At 61.9% G+C, this 16,987-nt stretch carries 13 protein-coding genes and 2 rRNA genes; all 15 read left to right on the forward strand.

Annotated elements, in window-relative coordinates; all coding sequences use genetic code 11:
• Positions 1-367 precede the first annotated feature (367 nt).
• The 15 genes from CTEST_RS06125 (at position 368) to CTEST_RS06195 (ending at position 16,929) form a co-directional block, all read left to right on the forward strand.
• Positions 368-3,465 (forward strand): 23S ribosomal RNA (locus tag CTEST_RS06125).
• A gap of 194 nt (positions 3,466-3,659) precedes the next feature.
• Positions 3,660-3,777, forward strand: a 5S ribosomal RNA gene (gene rrf / locus CTEST_RS06130).
• Positions 3,778-3,897: 120 nt separating this feature from the next.
• On the forward strand, positions 3,898-4,776 hold the full coding sequence (locus tag CTEST_RS06135) for a tetratricopeptide repeat protein (RefSeq protein ID WP_047252997.1): 879 nt from the start codon (positions 3,898-3,900) through the stop codon (positions 4,774-4,776).
• 17 nt (positions 4,777-4,793) lie between these two features.
• Positions 4,794-5,786, forward strand: a complete 993-nt coding sequence (locus CTEST_RS06140) for an HAD-IIA family hydrolase (RefSeq protein WP_047252998.1) — start codon at positions 4,794-4,796, stop codon at positions 5,784-5,786.
• The gene (locus CTEST_RS06145; protein WP_144413234.1) at positions 5,783-5,983 is read left to right on the forward strand and encodes a hypothetical protein; all 201 of its coding nucleotides are present in this window, start codon (positions 5,783-5,785) and stop codon (positions 5,981-5,983) included. The genes CTEST_RS06140 and CTEST_RS06145 overlap by 4 nt, the downstream gene beginning before the upstream one ends.
• Before the next feature lie 10 nt (positions 5,984-5,993).
• Entirely contained in the window at positions 5,994-6,818 is an 825-nt protein-coding gene (locus tag CTEST_RS06150) for a TlyA family RNA methyltransferase (RefSeq protein ID WP_047253000.1), read from the forward strand.
• Complete coding sequence (locus tag CTEST_RS06155) at positions 6,815-7,765, forward strand: NAD kinase (RefSeq protein WP_047253001.1); 951 nt, start codon at positions 6,815-6,817, stop codon at positions 7,763-7,765. Before CTEST_RS06150 ends, CTEST_RS06155 begins: the two co-directional genes overlap by 4 nt.
• Before the next feature lie 27 nt (positions 7,766-7,792).
• Positions 7,793-9,514, forward strand: coding sequence for a DNA repair protein RecN (gene recN, locus CTEST_RS06160; protein WP_047253002.1), 1,722 nt, complete (start codon positions 7,793-7,795; stop codon positions 9,512-9,514).
• A gap of 48 nt (positions 9,515-9,562) precedes the next feature.
• On the forward strand, positions 9,563-10,744 hold the full coding sequence (gene steA, locus CTEST_RS06165) for a putative cytokinetic ring protein SteA (protein WP_047253003.1): 1,182 nt from the start codon (positions 9,563-9,565) through the stop codon (positions 10,742-10,744).
• A gap of 21 nt (positions 10,745-10,765) precedes the next feature.
• Positions 10,766-11,701, forward strand: coding sequence for a copper transporter (locus tag CTEST_RS06170; RefSeq protein ID WP_047253004.1), 936 nt, complete (start codon positions 10,766-10,768; stop codon positions 11,699-11,701).
• Positions 11,702-11,801: 100 nt separating this feature from the next.
• Complete coding sequence (locus CTEST_RS06175; RefSeq protein ID WP_047253005.1) at positions 11,802-13,433, forward strand: CTP synthase; 1,632 nt, start codon at positions 11,802-11,804, stop codon at positions 13,431-13,433.
• A gap of 35 nt (positions 13,434-13,468) precedes the next feature.
• A complete protein-coding gene (locus CTEST_RS06180) occupies positions 13,469-14,143 on the forward strand; it encodes an NUDIX domain-containing protein (protein WP_047253006.1) in 675 nt (224 codons plus the stop codon).
• Positions 14,140-15,042 carry a site-specific tyrosine recombinase XerD gene (xerD, locus tag CTEST_RS06185; protein ID WP_047253007.1) on the forward strand — a complete coding sequence of 301 codons (903 nt, stop codon included), beginning with the start codon at positions 14,140-14,142 and terminating at the stop codon, positions 15,040-15,042. Before CTEST_RS06180 ends, xerD begins: the two co-directional genes overlap by 4 nt.
• 154 nt (positions 15,043-15,196) lie before the next feature.
• Positions 15,197-16,066, forward strand: a complete 870-nt coding sequence (locus CTEST_RS06190; protein WP_047254262.1) for a ParA family protein — start codon at positions 15,197-15,199, stop codon at positions 16,064-16,066.
• A 50-nt stretch (positions 16,067-16,116) separates the two neighbouring features.
• Positions 16,117-16,929 carry a segregation and condensation protein A gene (locus CTEST_RS06195; RefSeq protein WP_201774836.1) on the forward strand — a complete coding sequence of 271 codons (813 nt, stop codon included), beginning with the start codon at positions 16,117-16,119 and terminating at the stop codon, positions 16,927-16,929.
• Positions 16,930-16,987: the final 58 nt, after the last annotated feature.

The raw sequence follows: 16,987 nt of genomic DNA on the forward strand, positions 1-16,987 counted from the left end.
GGTGGTTGGTGGTCACGAGTGTTGACCCGCTGCCGTTTTATTAATCGGGTGGATCGCATGCCACGTGTGGTTGATGGTGTGGTTGTTGTCGCAAGCGTTGAAAGTTTTTGTGCATTGGCATGCTGTTGGGTGTCTGGGACAACATTGTTGTTTCGACTGTGATCATCCATGTTGTTTACTTCCCTTGTGCCTCCGTGTGGGGTGGGTGGTGGATGGGTGGGTGGTGTGTTGTGTGAGAACTGTATAGTGGACGCGAGCATCTTTATTTTTTGTTGTGCTGTGAGTCTGTGGGCTTATAGTGTTGTGTTTTTTATGCTCCGCATGCTGCGTGCTTGCCTTTTTGGGGTGGGTGTGTGGTGTGTGGGGTGTGTGTTTGTGTAAGGGCGCATGGTGGATGCCTTGGCATGCTGAGCCGATGAAGGACGTGTGAGTCTGCGTTAAGCCTCGGGGAGTTGACAACTAAGCGTTGATCCGAGGATGTCCGAATGGGGAAACCCGGCCATCGTTATGGGTGGTCACCTCACGATGAATTCATAGTCGTGGTGGAGGTTGACGCGGGGAAGTGAAACATCTCAGTACCCGCAGGAGAGGAAAATAAATAATGATTCCGCTAGTAGTGGCGAGCGAACGTGGATGAGGCTAAACCGTGTGTGTGTGATACCTGACAGGGGTTGCGCATGCGGTGTTGTGGGATGCATCTTGGTGGGGCTGTCACCTCATCGCGCATTATCTCAAGTTGAGCGGGAGTGGTCTGGGATGGCCTACCGGAGTGGGTGAGAGTCCCGTACGTTAATAGCTTGTGGTGTGTGTTGGTGTTTTTCCCGAGTAGCAGCGGGCTCGTGAAATCTGCTGTGAATCTGCCGGGACCACCCGGTAAGCCTAAATACTCAGTGTGACCGATAGCGGATAGTACCGTGAGGGAATGGTGAAAAGTACCCCGGGAGGGGAGTGAAATAGTACCTGAAACCATGTGCTTACAATCCGTCAGAGCACCTCTTGTGTGTGATGGCGTGCCTTTTGAAGAATGAGCCTGCGAGTCAGCGGCATGTCGCGAGGTTAACCCGTGTGGGGTAGTCGTAGCGAAAGCGAATCCTAACGAGGGTGTTGTTAGTGGCATGTCCTGGACCCGAAGCGGAGTGATCTACCCATGGCCAGTGTGAAGCAGAGGTAAGACTTTGTGGAGGCGCGAACCCACTTAGGTTGAAAACTGAGGGGATGAGTTGTGGGTAGGGGTGAAAGGCCAATCAAACTCCGTGATAGCTGGTTCTCCCCGAAATGCATTTAGGTGCAGCGTTGTGTGTTGCTTGCTGGAGGTAGAGCTACTGGTTGGTTGAGCGGGACGACAATCTTAGCAATGTCAGCCAAACTCCGAATGCCAGTTAAGTTGAGCATGGCAGTGAGACTGTGGGGGATAAGCTTCATAGTCGAGAGGGAAACAGCCCAGATCGCCGGCTAAGGCCCCTAAGCGTGTACTAAGTGGAAAAGGATGTGGGATCGCGAAGACAGCCAGGAGGTTGGCTTAGAAGCAGCCATCCTTGAAAGAGTGCGTAATAGCTCACTGGTCGAGTGGTTCTGCGCCGACAATGTAGTGGGGCTCAAGTACACCGCCGAAGCCGCGGCAACAACCCATCCTTTGGGGTGGGTGTTGGGTAGGGGAGCGTCGTGCACTGCTGTGAAGCGTTACCGTGAGGGGGCGTGGAGTGTGTGCGAGTGAGAATGCAGGCATGAGTAACGATTGATGAGTGAGAATCTCATCCGCCGGATGACTAAGGGTTCCTGGGTCAAGTTCGTCTTCCCAGGGTGAGTCGGGACCTAAGGCGAGGCCGACAGGCGTAGTCGATGGACAATCAGTTGATATTCTGGTACCCGTGTATGTGCGCCCATGTGTGAATCAGTGATACTAACCACCCGCGATCATCATCGGACTGCAGTTTTGCTGTGGTTGGTGGTGGGAGTGCGTGGGGCCTGATCTGGTAGTAGCCAAGTGATGGGGTGACGCAGTGGGGTAGCCGCGCCACTTATTGGATTGTGGTGTAAGCGTGTGGCACGAGGGGAGTGGTAAATCCGCCCCTCAATGTGTGTGAGGCGTGATGCGTAGCCCTTTGTGGGTGAATGTGGTGATCCCGTACTGTCGAGAAAAGCCTCTAGCGATGTATGTATATGGCCCGTACCCTAAACCGACACAGGTAGTCAGGTAGAGAATACTAAGGCGTTCGGGTGAACTGTGGTTAAGGAACTCGGCAAAATGCCCCCGTAACTTCGGGAGAAGGGGGGCCACTGTTGGTGATAGAACATTTCGTTTTTGAGCTGGTGGTGGTCGCAGAGAATAGAGGGAAGCGACTGTTTATTAAAAACACAGGTCCGTGCGAAAACGTTGAAGTTGAGGTATACGGACTGACGCCTGCCCGGTGCTGGAAGGTTAAGAGGACCTGTTAGATCTCCCTTGTGGGGGTCGAAGCGGAGAATTTAAGCCCCAGTAAACGGCGGTGGTAACTATAACCATCCTAAGGTAGCGAAATTCCTTGTCGGGTAAGTTCCGACCTGCACGAATGGCGTAACGACTTCCCTGCTGTCTCAACCACAGGCCCGGTGAAATTGCAGTACGAGTAAAGATGCTCGTTACGCGCGGCAGGACGAAAAGACCCCGGGACCTTCACTATAGCTTGGTATTGGTGTTCGGTTCGGTTTGTGTAGGATAGGTGGGAGACTGTGATCATGTGACGCTAGTTGTGTGTGAGTCGTTGTTGAAATACCACTCTGATCGGATTGGATACCTGAACCTTGGCCCATGATCTGGGTTGGGGACAGTGCCTGGTGGGTAGTTTAACTGGGGCGGTTGCCTCCCAAAATGTAACGGAGGCGCCCAAAGGTTCCCTCAGCCTGGTTGGTAATCAGGTGGTGAGTGTAAGTGCACAAGGGAGCTTGACTGTGAGAGTGACAACTCGAGCAGGGACGAAAGTCGGGACTAGTGATCCGGCACCTACTTGTGGAAGTGGTGTCGCTCAACGGATAAAAGGTACCCCGGGGATAACAGGCTGATCTTCCCCAAGAGTCCATATCGACGGGATGGTTTGGCACCTCGATGTCGGCTCGTCGCATCCTGGGGCTGGAGTAGGTCCCAAGGGTTGGGCTGTTCGCCCATTAAAGCGGCACGCGAGCTGGGTTTAGAACGTCGTGAGACAGTTCGGTCTCTATCCGCCGCGCGCGTAGAAACTTGTGGAAGGCTGTCCCTAGTACGAGAGGACCGGGACGGACGTACCTCTAGTGTGCCAGTTGTTCCGCCAGGGGCAGGGCTGGTTGGCTACGTACGGAAGGGATAACCGCTGAAAGCATCTAAGCGGGAAGCCTGTTTCGAGATGAGGTTTCGTGTGAGGTCCCCTGTAGATGACGGGGTTGATAGGCCAGATCTGGAAGCATTGTAAGGTGTGGAGGTGACTGGTACTAATAGACCAACAAAACACACACACATTTGACTGCTGTGGTGGTTGGTGGGTGTTTTTTACGCAACGTAACAAAAAAAATGAGATCATCTGATTGCCCTTGTTGGGGTGGTTGGTGGTTCGCGTCCATTATGCAGTGTCTGACACAGCACACTCGTGTCACAGAACGAAGCATGTCCATCGCCTTGTGTGGGTGGTGGGTGTTGTTCTGGTGGGTGTGTCGGTGGTTGATGGCAGCAGGGAAACGCCCGGTCCCTTTCCGAACCCGGAAGCTAAGCCTGGTTGCGCTGATGGTACTGCACCTGGGAGGGTGTGGGAGAGTAGGTTACCGCCGACACTAAAAACTTAAAAGAGGAATGACAGGCGCGGCCTACCGAGTTGAGAGTCTTCTCCTCGGTAGGCCGCGCCTGTCGTCATTTGTGCCCCCTTCGTGGGGCTTTTCGGGAAGAATGGGTCTATGTCTGATCGTCCGTCACGTGATCGTAACCAGTCCAACAATCGGAAACCCGCCAGGGGTGAACGCTCGGATCGTTCTGACCGCGGCGGCCGACCCGATCGGCGCGGCGGACAAGGCGACCGCCGGCACGCTCAGCGGGCAGGTGAGGAGCGTTCGTCCTCCAACCGCTCCGCGCCCCAGCGTTCGGGTTTCCGGGAAGAGCGACTGAACAAGCGCATGACCGAGCCGGATCTGCCCGGCGATATCGATATCCATGACCTCGATCCCATGGTCCTGCAGGACCTGAAGGTGTTGTCGAAGGACAACGCGGAGGGCGTCGCCAAGCACATGATCATGGCCGCCACCCTCATGGAGGATGACCCCCAGCTGGCGCTGCGCCACGCCCAGGCCGCGAAGAACCGCGCGGGTCGGGTCGCGGTGGCTCGGGAGACCAACGGCATTGCCGCTTATCGGGCTGGTGAATGGAAGGAAGCTCTCGCGGAGCTGCGCGCTGCTCGCCGCATGTCCGGCGGTCCCGGCTTGCTGGCCGTCATGGCTGACTGCGAGCGCGGTTTGGGCCGCCCGGAGAAGGCCGTGGAGCTTGGGCGTTCGGAGGAGGCCCGTCAGCTTGATGCGGAAGGAAAGGTCGAGCTGGCGATCGTTGTCGCTGGTGCGCGTTTGGATATGGGTCAGGCCGACTCGGCGGTAGTAACCCTGCAGCGCCTGGAACCGTCTCTTGACTCGACGGGGCCCTTCGCTGCCCGCCTGGCGTATGCCTACGGTGACGCGCTCGCCGCCGCCGGCCGCGTTGATGAGGCTAAGACGTGGTTTGCTCACGTCGACAAGATTGATGAGGACGAGCTGCTTGATGCTGCCCAGCGTCTACAAGAACTCGGCTGACAAGTAGAGTCGAGGGCATGAGTCTTCTCTCCAATCACGATGCCCTGCTCCTCGATCTCGACGGAACCGTGTGGGAGGGCGGGCGAGCGATTCCCGGTGCCATCGAGGCCATTTCGGGGGCTGCCACCGCTGGCGTCGCGAGTATGTTTGTCACCAATAACGCCATGCGGGGTCCCGAAGTCGTGGCGGAGAAGCTGCGCGCGATGGGGCTGGACACGAGCGATAGCGACGTCGTCACCTCGGCGCAGGCGGCCCTCGACATGGCATCGGAGTACCTACAGTCCGGAGACACCGTCCTCATTGTGGGCACTGATTCCTTCCGGGCATTGGCCACCCAGGCGGGCTACCACGTGGTCAGCAGCGCTGATGACAATCCGAAGGCCGTTCTCCAAGGTATGAATCCCGATCTCGGATGGCGGGAACTCTCCGAGGCAGCGTTGGCCATCCGGAAGGGGGCAACCTACTTTGCCACCAACCTGGATACGACGTTGCCCACGGAACGGGGCTTCATGGTGGGTAACGGCTCGATGGTTGCGGCGGTGGTGTCCGCGACGGGCGTGGCGCCGCAATCGGCCGGCAAGCCCGGTCCGGCGATGTTTTACTCGGCGGCGAATCGCCTAGGAGTTCGCGCCCCGCTGGCAGTGGGCGATCGCCTGGACACAGATATTCAGGGTGGCAACGCGGCGCGGATGGCTACCTTCCATGTCCTCACTGGAGTGTCGGGCGAGCTGGCCCTCATCGAGGCTCCGGAGGAACAACGGCCCACCTACCTGGGCCAAAGTCTCCTTGATCTCAACCTGCCAGAGAAGGAACTCCGTCCCGGGGCGCAAGGCGGATTCACCGCCCGGATTGATGGGGCAGATATTCTCCTGGAGCGCGGAACCCCAGAGTCGACGTCAATTCAGGCCCTGCGCACGGTGCTTGAGGTGGCGTGGGCATGGAAGAAGGAGCCGGCGCTCATTCGCCCCATGTCCGACGACGCGGAGCGTGTCGTCGCCGGGTGGCGGTGACACACGCAGTGGTCACTCCGGCAGAGCTTGCCCAACGGGCAAGCGAGGGGCAGGCGCATCGGTTGAGCCCTGCGGACGTCGATAAGCAGATGGATGAGATCCTCGGCGAGCAGGTCGATGGCCTTGCCGCGGAGGCGGAACAGCTCACTCGGGCGCACGCGGTGCTGCACCGAGCTTTGCAGGACAACGAGGGGTAGGAGGGCGCGGATGGCCGTGTCACGGCGGCGTCTTGACGCTGAACTGGTGCGACGCAAGATCGCCCGATCGCGGGAACACGCGGTAGAGATGATCAAGGACGGTCGGGTGATCGTTGGCGGCTTCCCGGCGCTTAAACCTGCGACGGTCGTGGAGCCGGAGGTCTCGATTCGGGTGGAAGAATCCGGCGATGACAATTGGGCGTCGCGGGGAGCGCACAAACTCCTGGGGGCGCTGGAGGCCTTCGAGCCGCTCGGACTGAGCGTCGAAGGGAAGAAAGCGTTGGATGCGGGTGCCTCGACGGGTGGCTTCACCGACGTGCTGCTTCGACGCGGCGCCCGGGAGGTGGTCGCCGTCGATGTGGGGTACGGACAGTTGATCTGGCGGCTGCAGGACGATGAGCGAGTTCGGGTGCTCGACCGGACGAATATCCGGAATCTCACCCCAGAGATGACTGATGGTCCCTGCGACCTCATGGTCGGAGACCTCTCGTTCATCTCGCTGCGGCTGACCCTGCCCGCGATCAGTGACGCCCTCGTCGACGGCGCCGACCTGCTCCCCATGGTCAAGCCACAATTCGAAGTGGGGAAAGATCGGCTCGGAAATGGTGGCGTCGTGCGCAGCTCGCACCTGCGCGCGGAGGTCACCCTCGAAGTCGCCGAATTTGCTCGTACCCTTGGGCTCAGCTGCCGCGGCGTGGTGGCCTCCCCATTGCCGGGGCCGAGCGGGAACGTAGAATATTTCCTATGGCTGGTCAAGGATGGCGGCGCGACCGCCCCGACGCCGGAGGAACTCAACTCCATGATTCTCGCGGCCGTGAAGGAAGGACCCCAGTGAGCGCACCGACTGTACCTGCTGCACCCACGAAAACCCGAACGGTGTTACTCGTCCCCCACACGGGGCGCAGCTCTAACATTTCTGCTGCGGAGCGCACCGCGGAGCTGTTGCAGGCGGCAGGGATTGAGGTTCGGGTGCTCGTCCATCAGGACGGTCGACCCCTCGAAGGCAGCGCGATTTTGTCGCCGCTGGAGCGCGTCACCCATTCCCGGACAGCGGCGGAGGGATGCGAATTGGTGCTGGTCTTGGGCGGCGATGGCACGTTCCTGCGCGCCGCAGACCTGGCACATTCGGTGAATCTGCCCGTGTTGGGAATCAACCTAGGCCACGTTGGCTTCCTCGCGGAGTGGGAGGCCGAGTCGTTGGATGAGGCGATCCGCCGGGTCATTGATCGGGAATACCGCATCGAGGATCGCATGACCATTGATGTCACGGTGTTGGACAATGATCTGGAGGTCATCGGCCGCGGCTGGGCTCTCAACGAGGTCAGCGTGGAAAACCTCAACCGGCGGGGCGTGCTCGATGCGACCCTGGAAGTTGATGGGCGGCCGGTGTCGTCCTTTGGCTGCGATGGCGTCCTTATTTCCACCCCGACCGGCTCCACCGCCTACGCGTTTTCGGCCGGTGGTCCGGTGCTGTGGCCGGAGCTCGACGCCATTTTGGTCGTGCCGAATAATGCCCACGCGTTGTTCACGAAACCGCTCGTGGTGTCGCCTTATTCCACCGTCGCCGTGGAGTCGAACCCCGATGCTTCTCCCGCGATGGCGGTGATGGATGGTTTCCGGCCGATTCCCATGCCGCCCGGGTCGCGGGTGGAGGTTGTCCGGGGGCGCCGGTCTGTCCGCTGGGTGCGGTTGGATAATTCGACGTTTACTGATCGTCTGGTGACGAAGTTGCGTCTGCCGGTCTCTGGGTGGCGGGGTCCGCGGACCTCGTCGAAGAACTAGCACGAGTGTTCGGGTAGGCTGGCGCGCATGCTCGCAGACATTGCCATCGAGAATCTTGGCGTCATCCCGGCGGCCACGGCTGAATTGGCCGAAGGGTTAACTGTGCTCACCGGCGAGACGGGGGCCGGCAAAACCATGGTCGTGACTGGTTTGCGCCTGTTGGCCGGCGGTCGCGCGGATGCCTCTCGGGTGCGCAATGGCGCCCCGCAGGCGGTCGTCGAAGGCCGGTTTATCCCCTCGGCTGCAGTGGTGGAGGGGGTGAGGGAGCTTGTCGACGCCGCGGGGGGCACCGCCGACGAAAACGGCGAGTACATCGCCTCCCGCACCGTCAGTGCGGCGGGGCGCTCCCGCGCCCACCTCGGTGGCCGCTCGGTGCCCGCGGCGACGTTGGCTGAGTTCACCGCTCCGCTGTTGACCATCCATGGGCAAAATGACCAACTGCGCTTGTTGGCACCCGAGCAGCAGCTCGCCGCCGTCGATCGCTTCGATCCGGCTATTGCCCCGTTGCTCGCCGCCTACCGTGGGGCCTATCAGACTTGGCGTTCGCTCTCGAAGGACCTGCAGGAACGCACCGAATCGCGCCGCGAGCTCGCCCAGGAGATTGACCGATTGCAATTCGCACTCGATGAGATCGATGCCGTGGAGCCAGAATCGGGGGAAGATGCGTCGTTGCTCACGCAGATTCGTCGCCTCCAGGACGTCGATAGCCTGCGGGAGCAGGCCACGACGGCCCTCGGGGCGATTGATGGGCCCGAAGCGTTCGGGGGTTACGCCGCCGATGAGGAGGCTGCCTCGACGTTGCTGGGCCGGGCTGAAGCAGCGCTCGTGGCTTCCGAGGACGGTGCCCTTAAGGAACTGGGAGAACGCCTCACGGAGATGACTTCGGGCCTGCGGGATATTTCCGCCGAATTGGGCAGCTATCTGGCGGACCTGCCCTCCGATGTTGACCACCTGGAGAAGCTCCTACAGCGTCAGCAACAGCTCAAGGTGCTCACCCGCAAATACGCCAATGATGCCGATGGGGTCATCGCCTGGCGGGATAAGGCCCGCGCTCGCCTGGCCAAGATCGATATTTCCTCCGAGGCTCTTGATGAGCTGAAAAAGCAGGTAGCGGCGGCGAAGAAGACCATGACGGCCGCGGCGAAGAAACTCAGTGCCGCCCGAGCAAAGGCCGCCGCCGCCCTGGGGGAGGCTGTCACCGCCGAGCTGCAAGGGTTGGCGATGGGCAAGTCACGCATGGTCGTCAATATCAGCGTGGGCGAGCCGGGCCGCGATGGCGCCGATTCGGTGGAACTCATGCTCGCCCCCAACGCCAGCACGGATCCCCGGCCGCTCGCTGCTTCGGCCTCGGGTGGTGAACTCTCCCGCGTCATGCTTGCCCTGGAAGTGATCCTCTCCGCCGACAGTGAGGGGGCGACTTTAGTCTTCGACGAGGTCGATGCCGGAGTCGGCGGGCGGGCTGCCGTGGAGATCGGGCGGCGGTTGGCTCGCTTGGCTGGCCGCAATCAGGTCATCGTGGTCACGCACCTGCCCCAGGTCGCCGCGTATGCCGACACTCACCTGGTCGTGGCCAAGGATGTGGGGGATGATGCCGTGACCTCTGGTGTGGTCACCTTGAGTGATCAGGAACGGGTTGAGGAGTTGGCGCGCATGCTCGCGGGCCTTGACGGGACGGACACCGGCCGGGCCCACGCCACGGAGCTGCTCGATCGGGCGCGCAGTGAACGGGCGGAGTTTCGTTCCTCCTAACCCGCGCGCCTTCACCACCGATCGCGTTGCCCGCGCCACAATGACCCCATGAGTCTGTTCTCCCGCAACGTTGACCTGCCCGGCCTGCAGGGACCCCTGCGCGATTGCACGTCCGGCAAGGGTGTCAAACGCCTGCGTGCCGGCGACTTGGCCGTGGTCAATGCGCCGGACATCACCCGCCAGGATGCGCAAAGGCTCCTGGATGCGTCACCGGCCGCGGTGATTAACCTCGCTCGGTTTAGCACGGGCGCGGTGCCTAACTTCGGTCCGCACATGCTGCTTGAGGCGGGCATCCTCCTCGTTGAGGGCGCGGGGGATTTACTCTTGGATGGCTTCAAGGACGGCAAACGCGGGCGCATCACCGACGATGGTGGCATTCACGTGGGTGAGAAGACCATCGGCTCCGGGCAGATCGTCAATGCGCAGGCCGCGGAGGCGTCGTTCACGGAGGCGCAGCAAGGCCTGGTCGACCACATGGAGGCCTACTTCGGCAATACGATCCAGTTCATTCACTCCGAGGGTCCGTTGCTTATCGACGGTCTCGGGATCCCCGACACCGGCGCCCAGTTCCAGGACCGCAAGGTCCTGGTCGTCAGCCCCGGCCCGGATCACCGGGACGAGGTCAAGCACCTGCGCAATTTCATTCGGGAATACTCCCCGGTCATCATTGGTGTGGACGAGGCTGCCGACACCTTGTTGGAGCTGGGATACAAGCCGGATCTCATTGTGGGCAACCCGGCTGGCATTGGCGCTGATGTCCTCCGCAGCGGCGCGCGCGTGGTGTTGCCCGCCGATCCGGATGGCCACGCCGCCGGGCTGGAGCGGATTCAGGATCTCGGCATTGGGGCGATGACGTTTCCCACGGCGACGGACTCCGCCACGGACCTAGCGCTGTTGCTTGCGGATTATCACGGCGCGCAACTCATCGTGAATGCTGGTTCGCGCTTTGATCTCGACGCGGTGTTCGCCCATGATCCTTCCGCGACCCCGTCGGCGTTGCTCACCCGCACCAAGGTCGGCGCCAAGCTGGTCGATGCCAAGGCCATTACGGAACTCTACGTGGTGCGCGGCGGCTCCAACCTCGCGTGGCTGTGGGCCGTGCTGGGCATCATCGTGGCCCTGGCGGCGATCATCCTCATCGTGGGATTGACGGGTTCGGATAGCTTTGTCAACAACCTCATCGACACCTGGAACGGTATTGCACTGACCGTCCAGGGTTGGTTCAAATAGGGGAGGGTGGGTCTCAGTCTCATGGCACGAAAGCCCGGAGTAGGTGGCTGGCTCATCGCTGGCGGTGGCGTCGGAGTGGCGGTGGGCGTTGCCCTGGGCACCCTGGTGCTCGCCCCGAACATGTCCGACGGCGGGGGCGTGTCCTTGTCCTCGAATCGGGATGAGCTGGCGGCAGCGGAAGAGCAGGCAAACATCGCCGAGTCGCAGGCGGCTTCTGCGGATAGCGTCATCGAGGAGCTGGTGACCGGCACGGTGCGCGGAACCCTGGACGATCGCCCGGTGCTGGTGATGCGCACGGCTGACGCGGACGCGGGGGACGTGGAGGGCGTCGAGACGCTCTTGGAAGCCTCTGGTGCCATCGACGCCGGCACGATCACGCTGACGCAGAAGTTCTTCTCCCGGGAGGGAGCGGACCAGCTCAAGTCGATTGTGACTAATACGCTCCCGGCGGGAGCGGAACTCTCTGTGGATCGCCTTGATCCGGGCGTGCATGCGGGGGAGGCTCTCGGCTCCGCTTTGCTGCTCAATCCCGACAACGGTGAGGAGCAGGCAAGCTCCGAGGATCGGGCACTGCTGCTGAGCACCCTTCGCGATGCTGGCTACGTGGAGTTCGAATCCGGGACGATCCTCCCGGGCCAGGTTGTGGTCATCATTACCGGTGACTCGGACGGGGAGGGTGATGCGGCTTTTGCTGCGCAGAACCTCGCCGATTTCTCTGAGGCGCTCGACTCGCGTGGCAACGGTGTGGTGTTGGCGGGACGGATCCGCACGGCGGCGTCGGAAAGCGGTGTCATAGCGAAGGTGCGGGCCAATTGGACCGGCGTATCCACGGTCGATTCCGTCGACCGCTCCTGGGGCCAGCTGGCCACCGTGCTTGCCGTCCGCGACCAGCTGGCTGGCGAGGCCGGAGCGTATGGCAGCGCGGCGTCGGCGGACGCGGCCATTCCCGCACCTTAAAGGCGTAACTATCAGCTACTAGATATTGGTGTTATGCTGAGGGTCCGTAGGTGCAATCAACCGATGCACCTGCGGATTTTTATATTCTCAGGAGGATGCCATGGCAGCCGAGCCGACCAAATACATCGTCGTCACCGGGGGAGTCGTCTCCTCCTTAGGCAAGGGGCTCACGGCCGCCAGCCTGGGCCAGTTGCTCATCGCCCGCGGGCTGAGCGTCACCATGCAAAAGCTGGACCCGTACCTCAACGTTGACCCCGGCACAATGAACCCCTTCGAACACGGCGAGGTTTTTGTCACCGAGGACGGCGCGGAAACAGACCTTGACCTGGGGCACTACGAGCGTTTCCTCGACCGCAACCTCACCCAGAACGCCAACGTCACCACCGGTAAGGTGTACTCCTCGGTCATCGCCCGTGAGCGGCGCGGCGGCTACCTGGGCAAGACCGTCCAGGTCATCCCACACGTCACCGACGAGATCAAAGACCGCATCCTGGCGATGGGCGAGCCCGATGCCAACGGTGATCGACCCGACGTCGTTATCTGCGAAATCGGCGGCACCGTCGGCGATATCGAGTCCCAACCCTTCCTCGAGGCCGTGCGCCAGGTGCGCCAGGTCGTGGGACGCGCCAACATTTTCTTCATTCACGTCTCGCTCGTTCCTTACCTCGCGCCCTCCGGTGAGCTCAAGACGAAGCCGACGCAGCACTCCGTCGCGCAGCTGCGCGCCATCGGAATCCAGCCCGATGCCATCGTTTTGCGTGCCGACCGGGAAGTTCCAGCGGGACTCAAGGAGAAAATCGCGCTCATGTGCGACGTCGAACCCGAAGGCGTCGTCTCCTGCGCCGACGCCCCCTCGATCTACCGGATCCCCGAGGTCCTCTTCCGTGATCAGCTAGACACCTTCCTCATCCGCCGCCTCAACCTGCCCTTCCGGGACGTGGATTGGACGACCTGGCGCGATCTGCTGGAACGAGTGGAAAACCCGCAGCGCGCCATCACCGTCGGCATTGTGGGCAAATACATCGACCTGCCCGACGCCTACCTATCGGTCGTGGAAGCCATTCGCGCGGCGGGCTTCCACCACCACGTGGAAGCCAAGATTGCCTGGATCGGGTCCGACTCCTGCGCCGACGATGCCGCTTCGGCGCTCGAGGGTATCGACGCAGTCGTGGTTCCCGGAGGCTTTGGCACCCGCGGCGTCGACGGAAAAATTGCCGCCATTCGCCACTGCCGCGACCACGGCATCCCGCTACTGGGCATCTGCCTCGGACTGCAGTGCATCGTCATCGAAGCAGCCCAACGGGCCGGCATTGAGGGCGCGACGTCGACCGAATTCGATCCCGAGACCAACGCCCCGGTCATTTCCACCATGGAGGAACAGCGCGCAGCCGTCTCCGGCGAGGCCGACCTGGGCGGCACGATGCGCTTGGGTTCCTACCCGGCCGTCCTGGCGGAAGATTCCGTCGTGGCCGGGCTGTATGGTTCCACCGACGTGAGCGAACGCCACCGCCACCGCTATGAGGTCAACAACACGTACCGCACCGCCATCGAAGAGGGCAGCGGGCTGGTGTTCTCGGGGACCTCCCCGGACGGCACCCTCGTCGAATTCGTCGAGTACCCGACCTCCGTACACCCCTACTTTGTCGCTACCCAGGCCCACCCGGAGTACAAGTCCCGACCCACGAAGGCACATCCGCTGTTTGTGGGGCTCGTCGGCGCTGCCCTCACCTAGTACTGATCTTTGTTAGTGGGACTATGTTGGTGGGCATGGATTCCCGTTCTCACCACGTTCACGATTTCTCTGTCCACGGCTCGACCGTGCTCCTCGAGTCTCCGATTCTCGCCGTGCGGCAAGATCGGGTAGAGATGCCCGGCGGCACGGTCTCGAACCGGGAAATCGTCGAGCACTTCGGTGCGGTCGCAGTCGTTGCCGTCGATGAGCACGGCCGACTGCCGCTGGTCCAGCAGTACCGGCACTCGGTCGGGCGTCGGCTGTGGGAGCTGCCCGCGGGCCTGCTCGACATCGCTGGCGAAGACGAGGTCACCGGGGCTCAACGCGAGCTGCTGGAGGAAGCTGGTCTTCTCGCCGAGTCTTGGTCCGTCCTCGTGGATCTGGTGACTTCCCCCGGATTCTGCGATGAGTCGGTGCGCGTGTTCCTGGCGACCTCGCTCCGGGAGGGGGAGCAACCCGCTGCGCCGGATGATGAGGAGGCGGACATGGATCACCAGTGGGTGAGCATCGAGGAGGCCGTGGACATGATCATGTCCGGACAGATCGTCAACTCGATCGCCATCGCCGGGATCTTCGCCGCCGCCGAGGTGCTGTCGGGGCGCGCGGAAGCTCGCCCCGTGTCGGTTCCTTTCGATCTGCGGCCGCACAGCCTGGCGCAGCGCCGCATCGATTCGGGCATTGTTCCCGACCTGAAGAAGCTGCCGCGGTGACCTCTGCCCGCGACCTCGCCACCGCTTGGCTTAACCACCTCACCGTGGAGCGCGGTGTGTCCGCGAACACTCTCAGTAACTACCGCCGAGACATCAATCGCTACCTGGAGTGGCTCGATGCCGCGGGGATCGACGACGTGGCGGCAGTCCAGGCGATCGACATTGAGGCCTACGTCGCCGACCTGCGCCGCAGTGGACTTGCGGCCAGCTCCGCCGGACGGGCCCTCGTCGTCGTGCGGGGGCTGCACAAATTCGCCCTCCTCGAAGGCCTCATCGGCGTCGATGTCGCCGCCGATGTCTCTCCGCCGGCCACCGGCCGGCACCTGCCTGACACGTTGAGCATCGAGGAGGTGTCCATGCTTATCGACGCCGTCCCCAACGACGACACCGCCACTCCCGTCGACCTGCGCGATCGGGCCCTATTGGAGTTGCTCTACGGGACCGGAGCCCGCATTTCGGAGGTCTTGGGGTTGGTCGTTGATGACCTCGTGGACTGCGACGGCATTGTGCGCATCACCGGCAAGGGCAACAAACAGCGAATCGTCCCGGTCGGTTCTCAAGCACTGGCTGCGGTGAATGACTACCTCGTGCGGGCACGCCCAGCCTTTGCCACCGGCGCATCTCACGCTCTGCTGTTGAATAAGCGCGGTGGGGCTCTGTCCCGGCAATCCGCCTGGGCGGTGCTCAAGAGCGCGGGAGCGCGCGCGGGGTTGGCCAAAGACATCTCGCCGCACACCCTCCGCCACTCCTATGCCACCCACCTGTTGGAGGGCGGCGCCGACGTGCGCTCCGTCCAGGAACTGCTTGGCCATTCCTCGGTGACCACGACCCAGATTTATACTCACGTGACGGCGGAGAATCTGCGCCAGGTGTGGCGGGAAGCGCACCCACGCGCATAGGTGGAACACCGGAAAAAGTCTGGTCTGTGCGCTTGACTGGGCGGACGAGGATCAAGCCCTGGACGCGCCTCCACCAGCACGGCGCGAGTGGGGGTAGTCTGTGGATGACATTCGTGTAAGTCGTGTAAGCAACGTCAAGGAAGAGGGAGTGACTGTGACCGGAGACGGACTCTTTGAGACTCCGGGTTCTGAACTCGGATTGACCGGACGGCCCGTCCGCGATCTGCCTCAACCTGCCCCTTTAGAAAAGCACGGTCCCGCCAAGATCATCGCCATGTGTAACCAAAAGGGCGGCGTGGGTAAGACGACGTCCACGATTAACCTGGGTGCTTGCCTGGCTGAGCAAGGCCGGAAAGTGTTGCTCGTTGACCTAGACCCGCAGGGTGCCTTGTCCGCCGGACTTGGCGTGCCCTTCGACGAGCTCGATCTGACGGTCTACAACCTGCTCATCGATAACCAAACCTCCATTCACTCCGCCATTCACTCGACGAGCGTCCCGGGCATGGACCTTGTCCCCGCCAACATCGACCTCTCGGCTGCGGAGATCCAGTTGGTCAATGAGGTTGGCCGCGAGCAGACGCTGGCCCGGGCGCTGCGCCCGGTGATGAAGGACTATGACTTCATCATCCTCGACTGCCAGCCCTCCCTGGGACTGCTCACCGTTAATGCGCTGGCGTGTTCCCATGGTGTGATCATTCCCATGGAGTGCGAGTACTTCTCTCTCCGCGGCCTCGCGCTGCTGACGGACACGGTGGAGAAGGTGAGTGACCGCCTCAATTTTGATTTGGAGATCCTCGGCATTTTGGTCACGATGTTTGATCGCCGGACCTCCCACGCCCGGGAAGTGATGTCGCGCGTGGTGGAGGTCTTTGGCGATCAAGTCTTTGACTCCGTGATCACTCGCACCGTCCGCTTCCCAGAAACGTCCGTGGCCGGCGAGCCCATCATCACCTGGGCACCCAGCTCGCAGGGCGCCGAGCAGTATCGCCACCTCGCGCTCGAGGTCCTGGAGCGGACCAGCTAATTCACGTGTCCGCACCGACGATTACTATCCCGCCCCGCAGGTCGGCGGATCTGCCCGCCGCGGTGGCGGAGCAACCAGAGCTGCCGGGCTTCCGCGTTGCCCTGAAGAACTTCGAGGGTCCTTTTGACCTGCTCCTGCAGCTCATCGGGGCCAAGAAGCTCGACGTCACCGAGGTCGCACTTTCCGAAGTCACTGATGATTTCATTGCCTACACCCGGCGTCTCGGGGAAACCGCGGATCTGGATGAGACGACGGAGTTCCTCGTGGTGGCGGCGACGTTGTTGGACCTGAAAGCCGCCCGGCTCCTTCCCCGCGGCGAGGTCGACGACTTGGAAGACCTCGCACTGCTAGAAACCCGCGATATTCTCTTCGCCCGTCTCCTGCAGTACAAGGCGTATAAGCAGGTGGCGGACCTGTTTGCGCAGCGGCAAAAGAACGCTCAGCGGCGGTACCCGCGGGCGGTTGGAATGGAAGAGCAGTTTGCTGATCTCCTCCCTCCGGTGACGCTCGGCCACACGCCTGCGACCTTTGCGGAGATGGCGGCGAGTGTTTTCCGGCCCAAGCCACCAGAGGAAGTCGGGATTGGCCATATCCATCAGGTCGCCGTCTCCGTTCCGGAACAGGCTGGCCGGATTCTGGATACCCTGCGGCTCATGGGACAAAATCATTGGCTAACTTTCGCGGCATTGACTCGTGATTGCACCTTGTCGATGGAGGTCGTGGGTCGATTCCTCGCCCTGCTAGAGCTCTACAAGGCCAAGGCCGTGGAGGCTGAGCAGGCTGAGCCACTGGGGGAACTCACCGTTGCCTGGACAGGCCTCGACGTCGACCCGGCCGTGGTCGCGGCGAGGAACTGGGACTGACTCACGGCTTGCGGTGCATTCGGTATCGTAGAGTCGATTGCGAATAGTGATTGGTGCC

It is taken from the genome of Corynebacterium testudinoris (assembly GCF_001021045.1).
GTDB classification, from domain to species: domain Bacteria; phylum Actinomycetota; class Actinomycetes; order Mycobacteriales; family Mycobacteriaceae; genus Corynebacterium; species Corynebacterium testudinoris.

Excerpts from the sequence above, each read along its gene's own strand:
- CTEST_RS06150 (WP_047253000.1), top strand. The coding sequence starts at position 5,994 with ATGGCCGTGTCACGGCGGCGTCTTGACGCTGAACTGGTGCGACGCAAG.
- recN (WP_047253002.1), top strand. The coding sequence starts at position 7,793 with ATGCTCGCAGACATTGCCATCGAGAATCTTGGCGTCATCCCGGCGGCC.
- CTEST_RS06170 (WP_047253004.1), top strand. The coding sequence starts at position 10,766 with ATGGCACGAAAGCCCGGAGTAGGTGGCTGGCTCATCGCTGGCGGTGGC.
- CTEST_RS06175 (WP_047253005.1), top strand. The coding sequence starts at position 11,802 with ATGGCAGCCGAGCCGACCAAATACATCGTCGTCACCGGGGGAGTCGTC.
- CTEST_RS06140 (WP_047252998.1), top strand. The coding sequence starts at position 4,794 with ATGAGTCTTCTCTCCAATCACGATGCCCTGCTCCTCGATCTCGACGGA.
- CTEST_RS06135 (WP_047252997.1), top strand. The coding sequence starts at position 3,898 with ATGTCTGATCGTCCGTCACGTGATCGTAACCAGTCCAACAATCGGAAA.
- CTEST_RS06180 (WP_047253006.1), top strand. The coding sequence starts at position 13,469 with ATGGATTCCCGTTCTCACCACGTTCACGATTTCTCTGTCCACGGCTCG.
- steA (WP_047253003.1), top strand. The coding sequence starts at position 9,563 with ATGAGTCTGTTCTCCCGCAACGTTGACCTGCCCGGCCTGCAGGGACCC.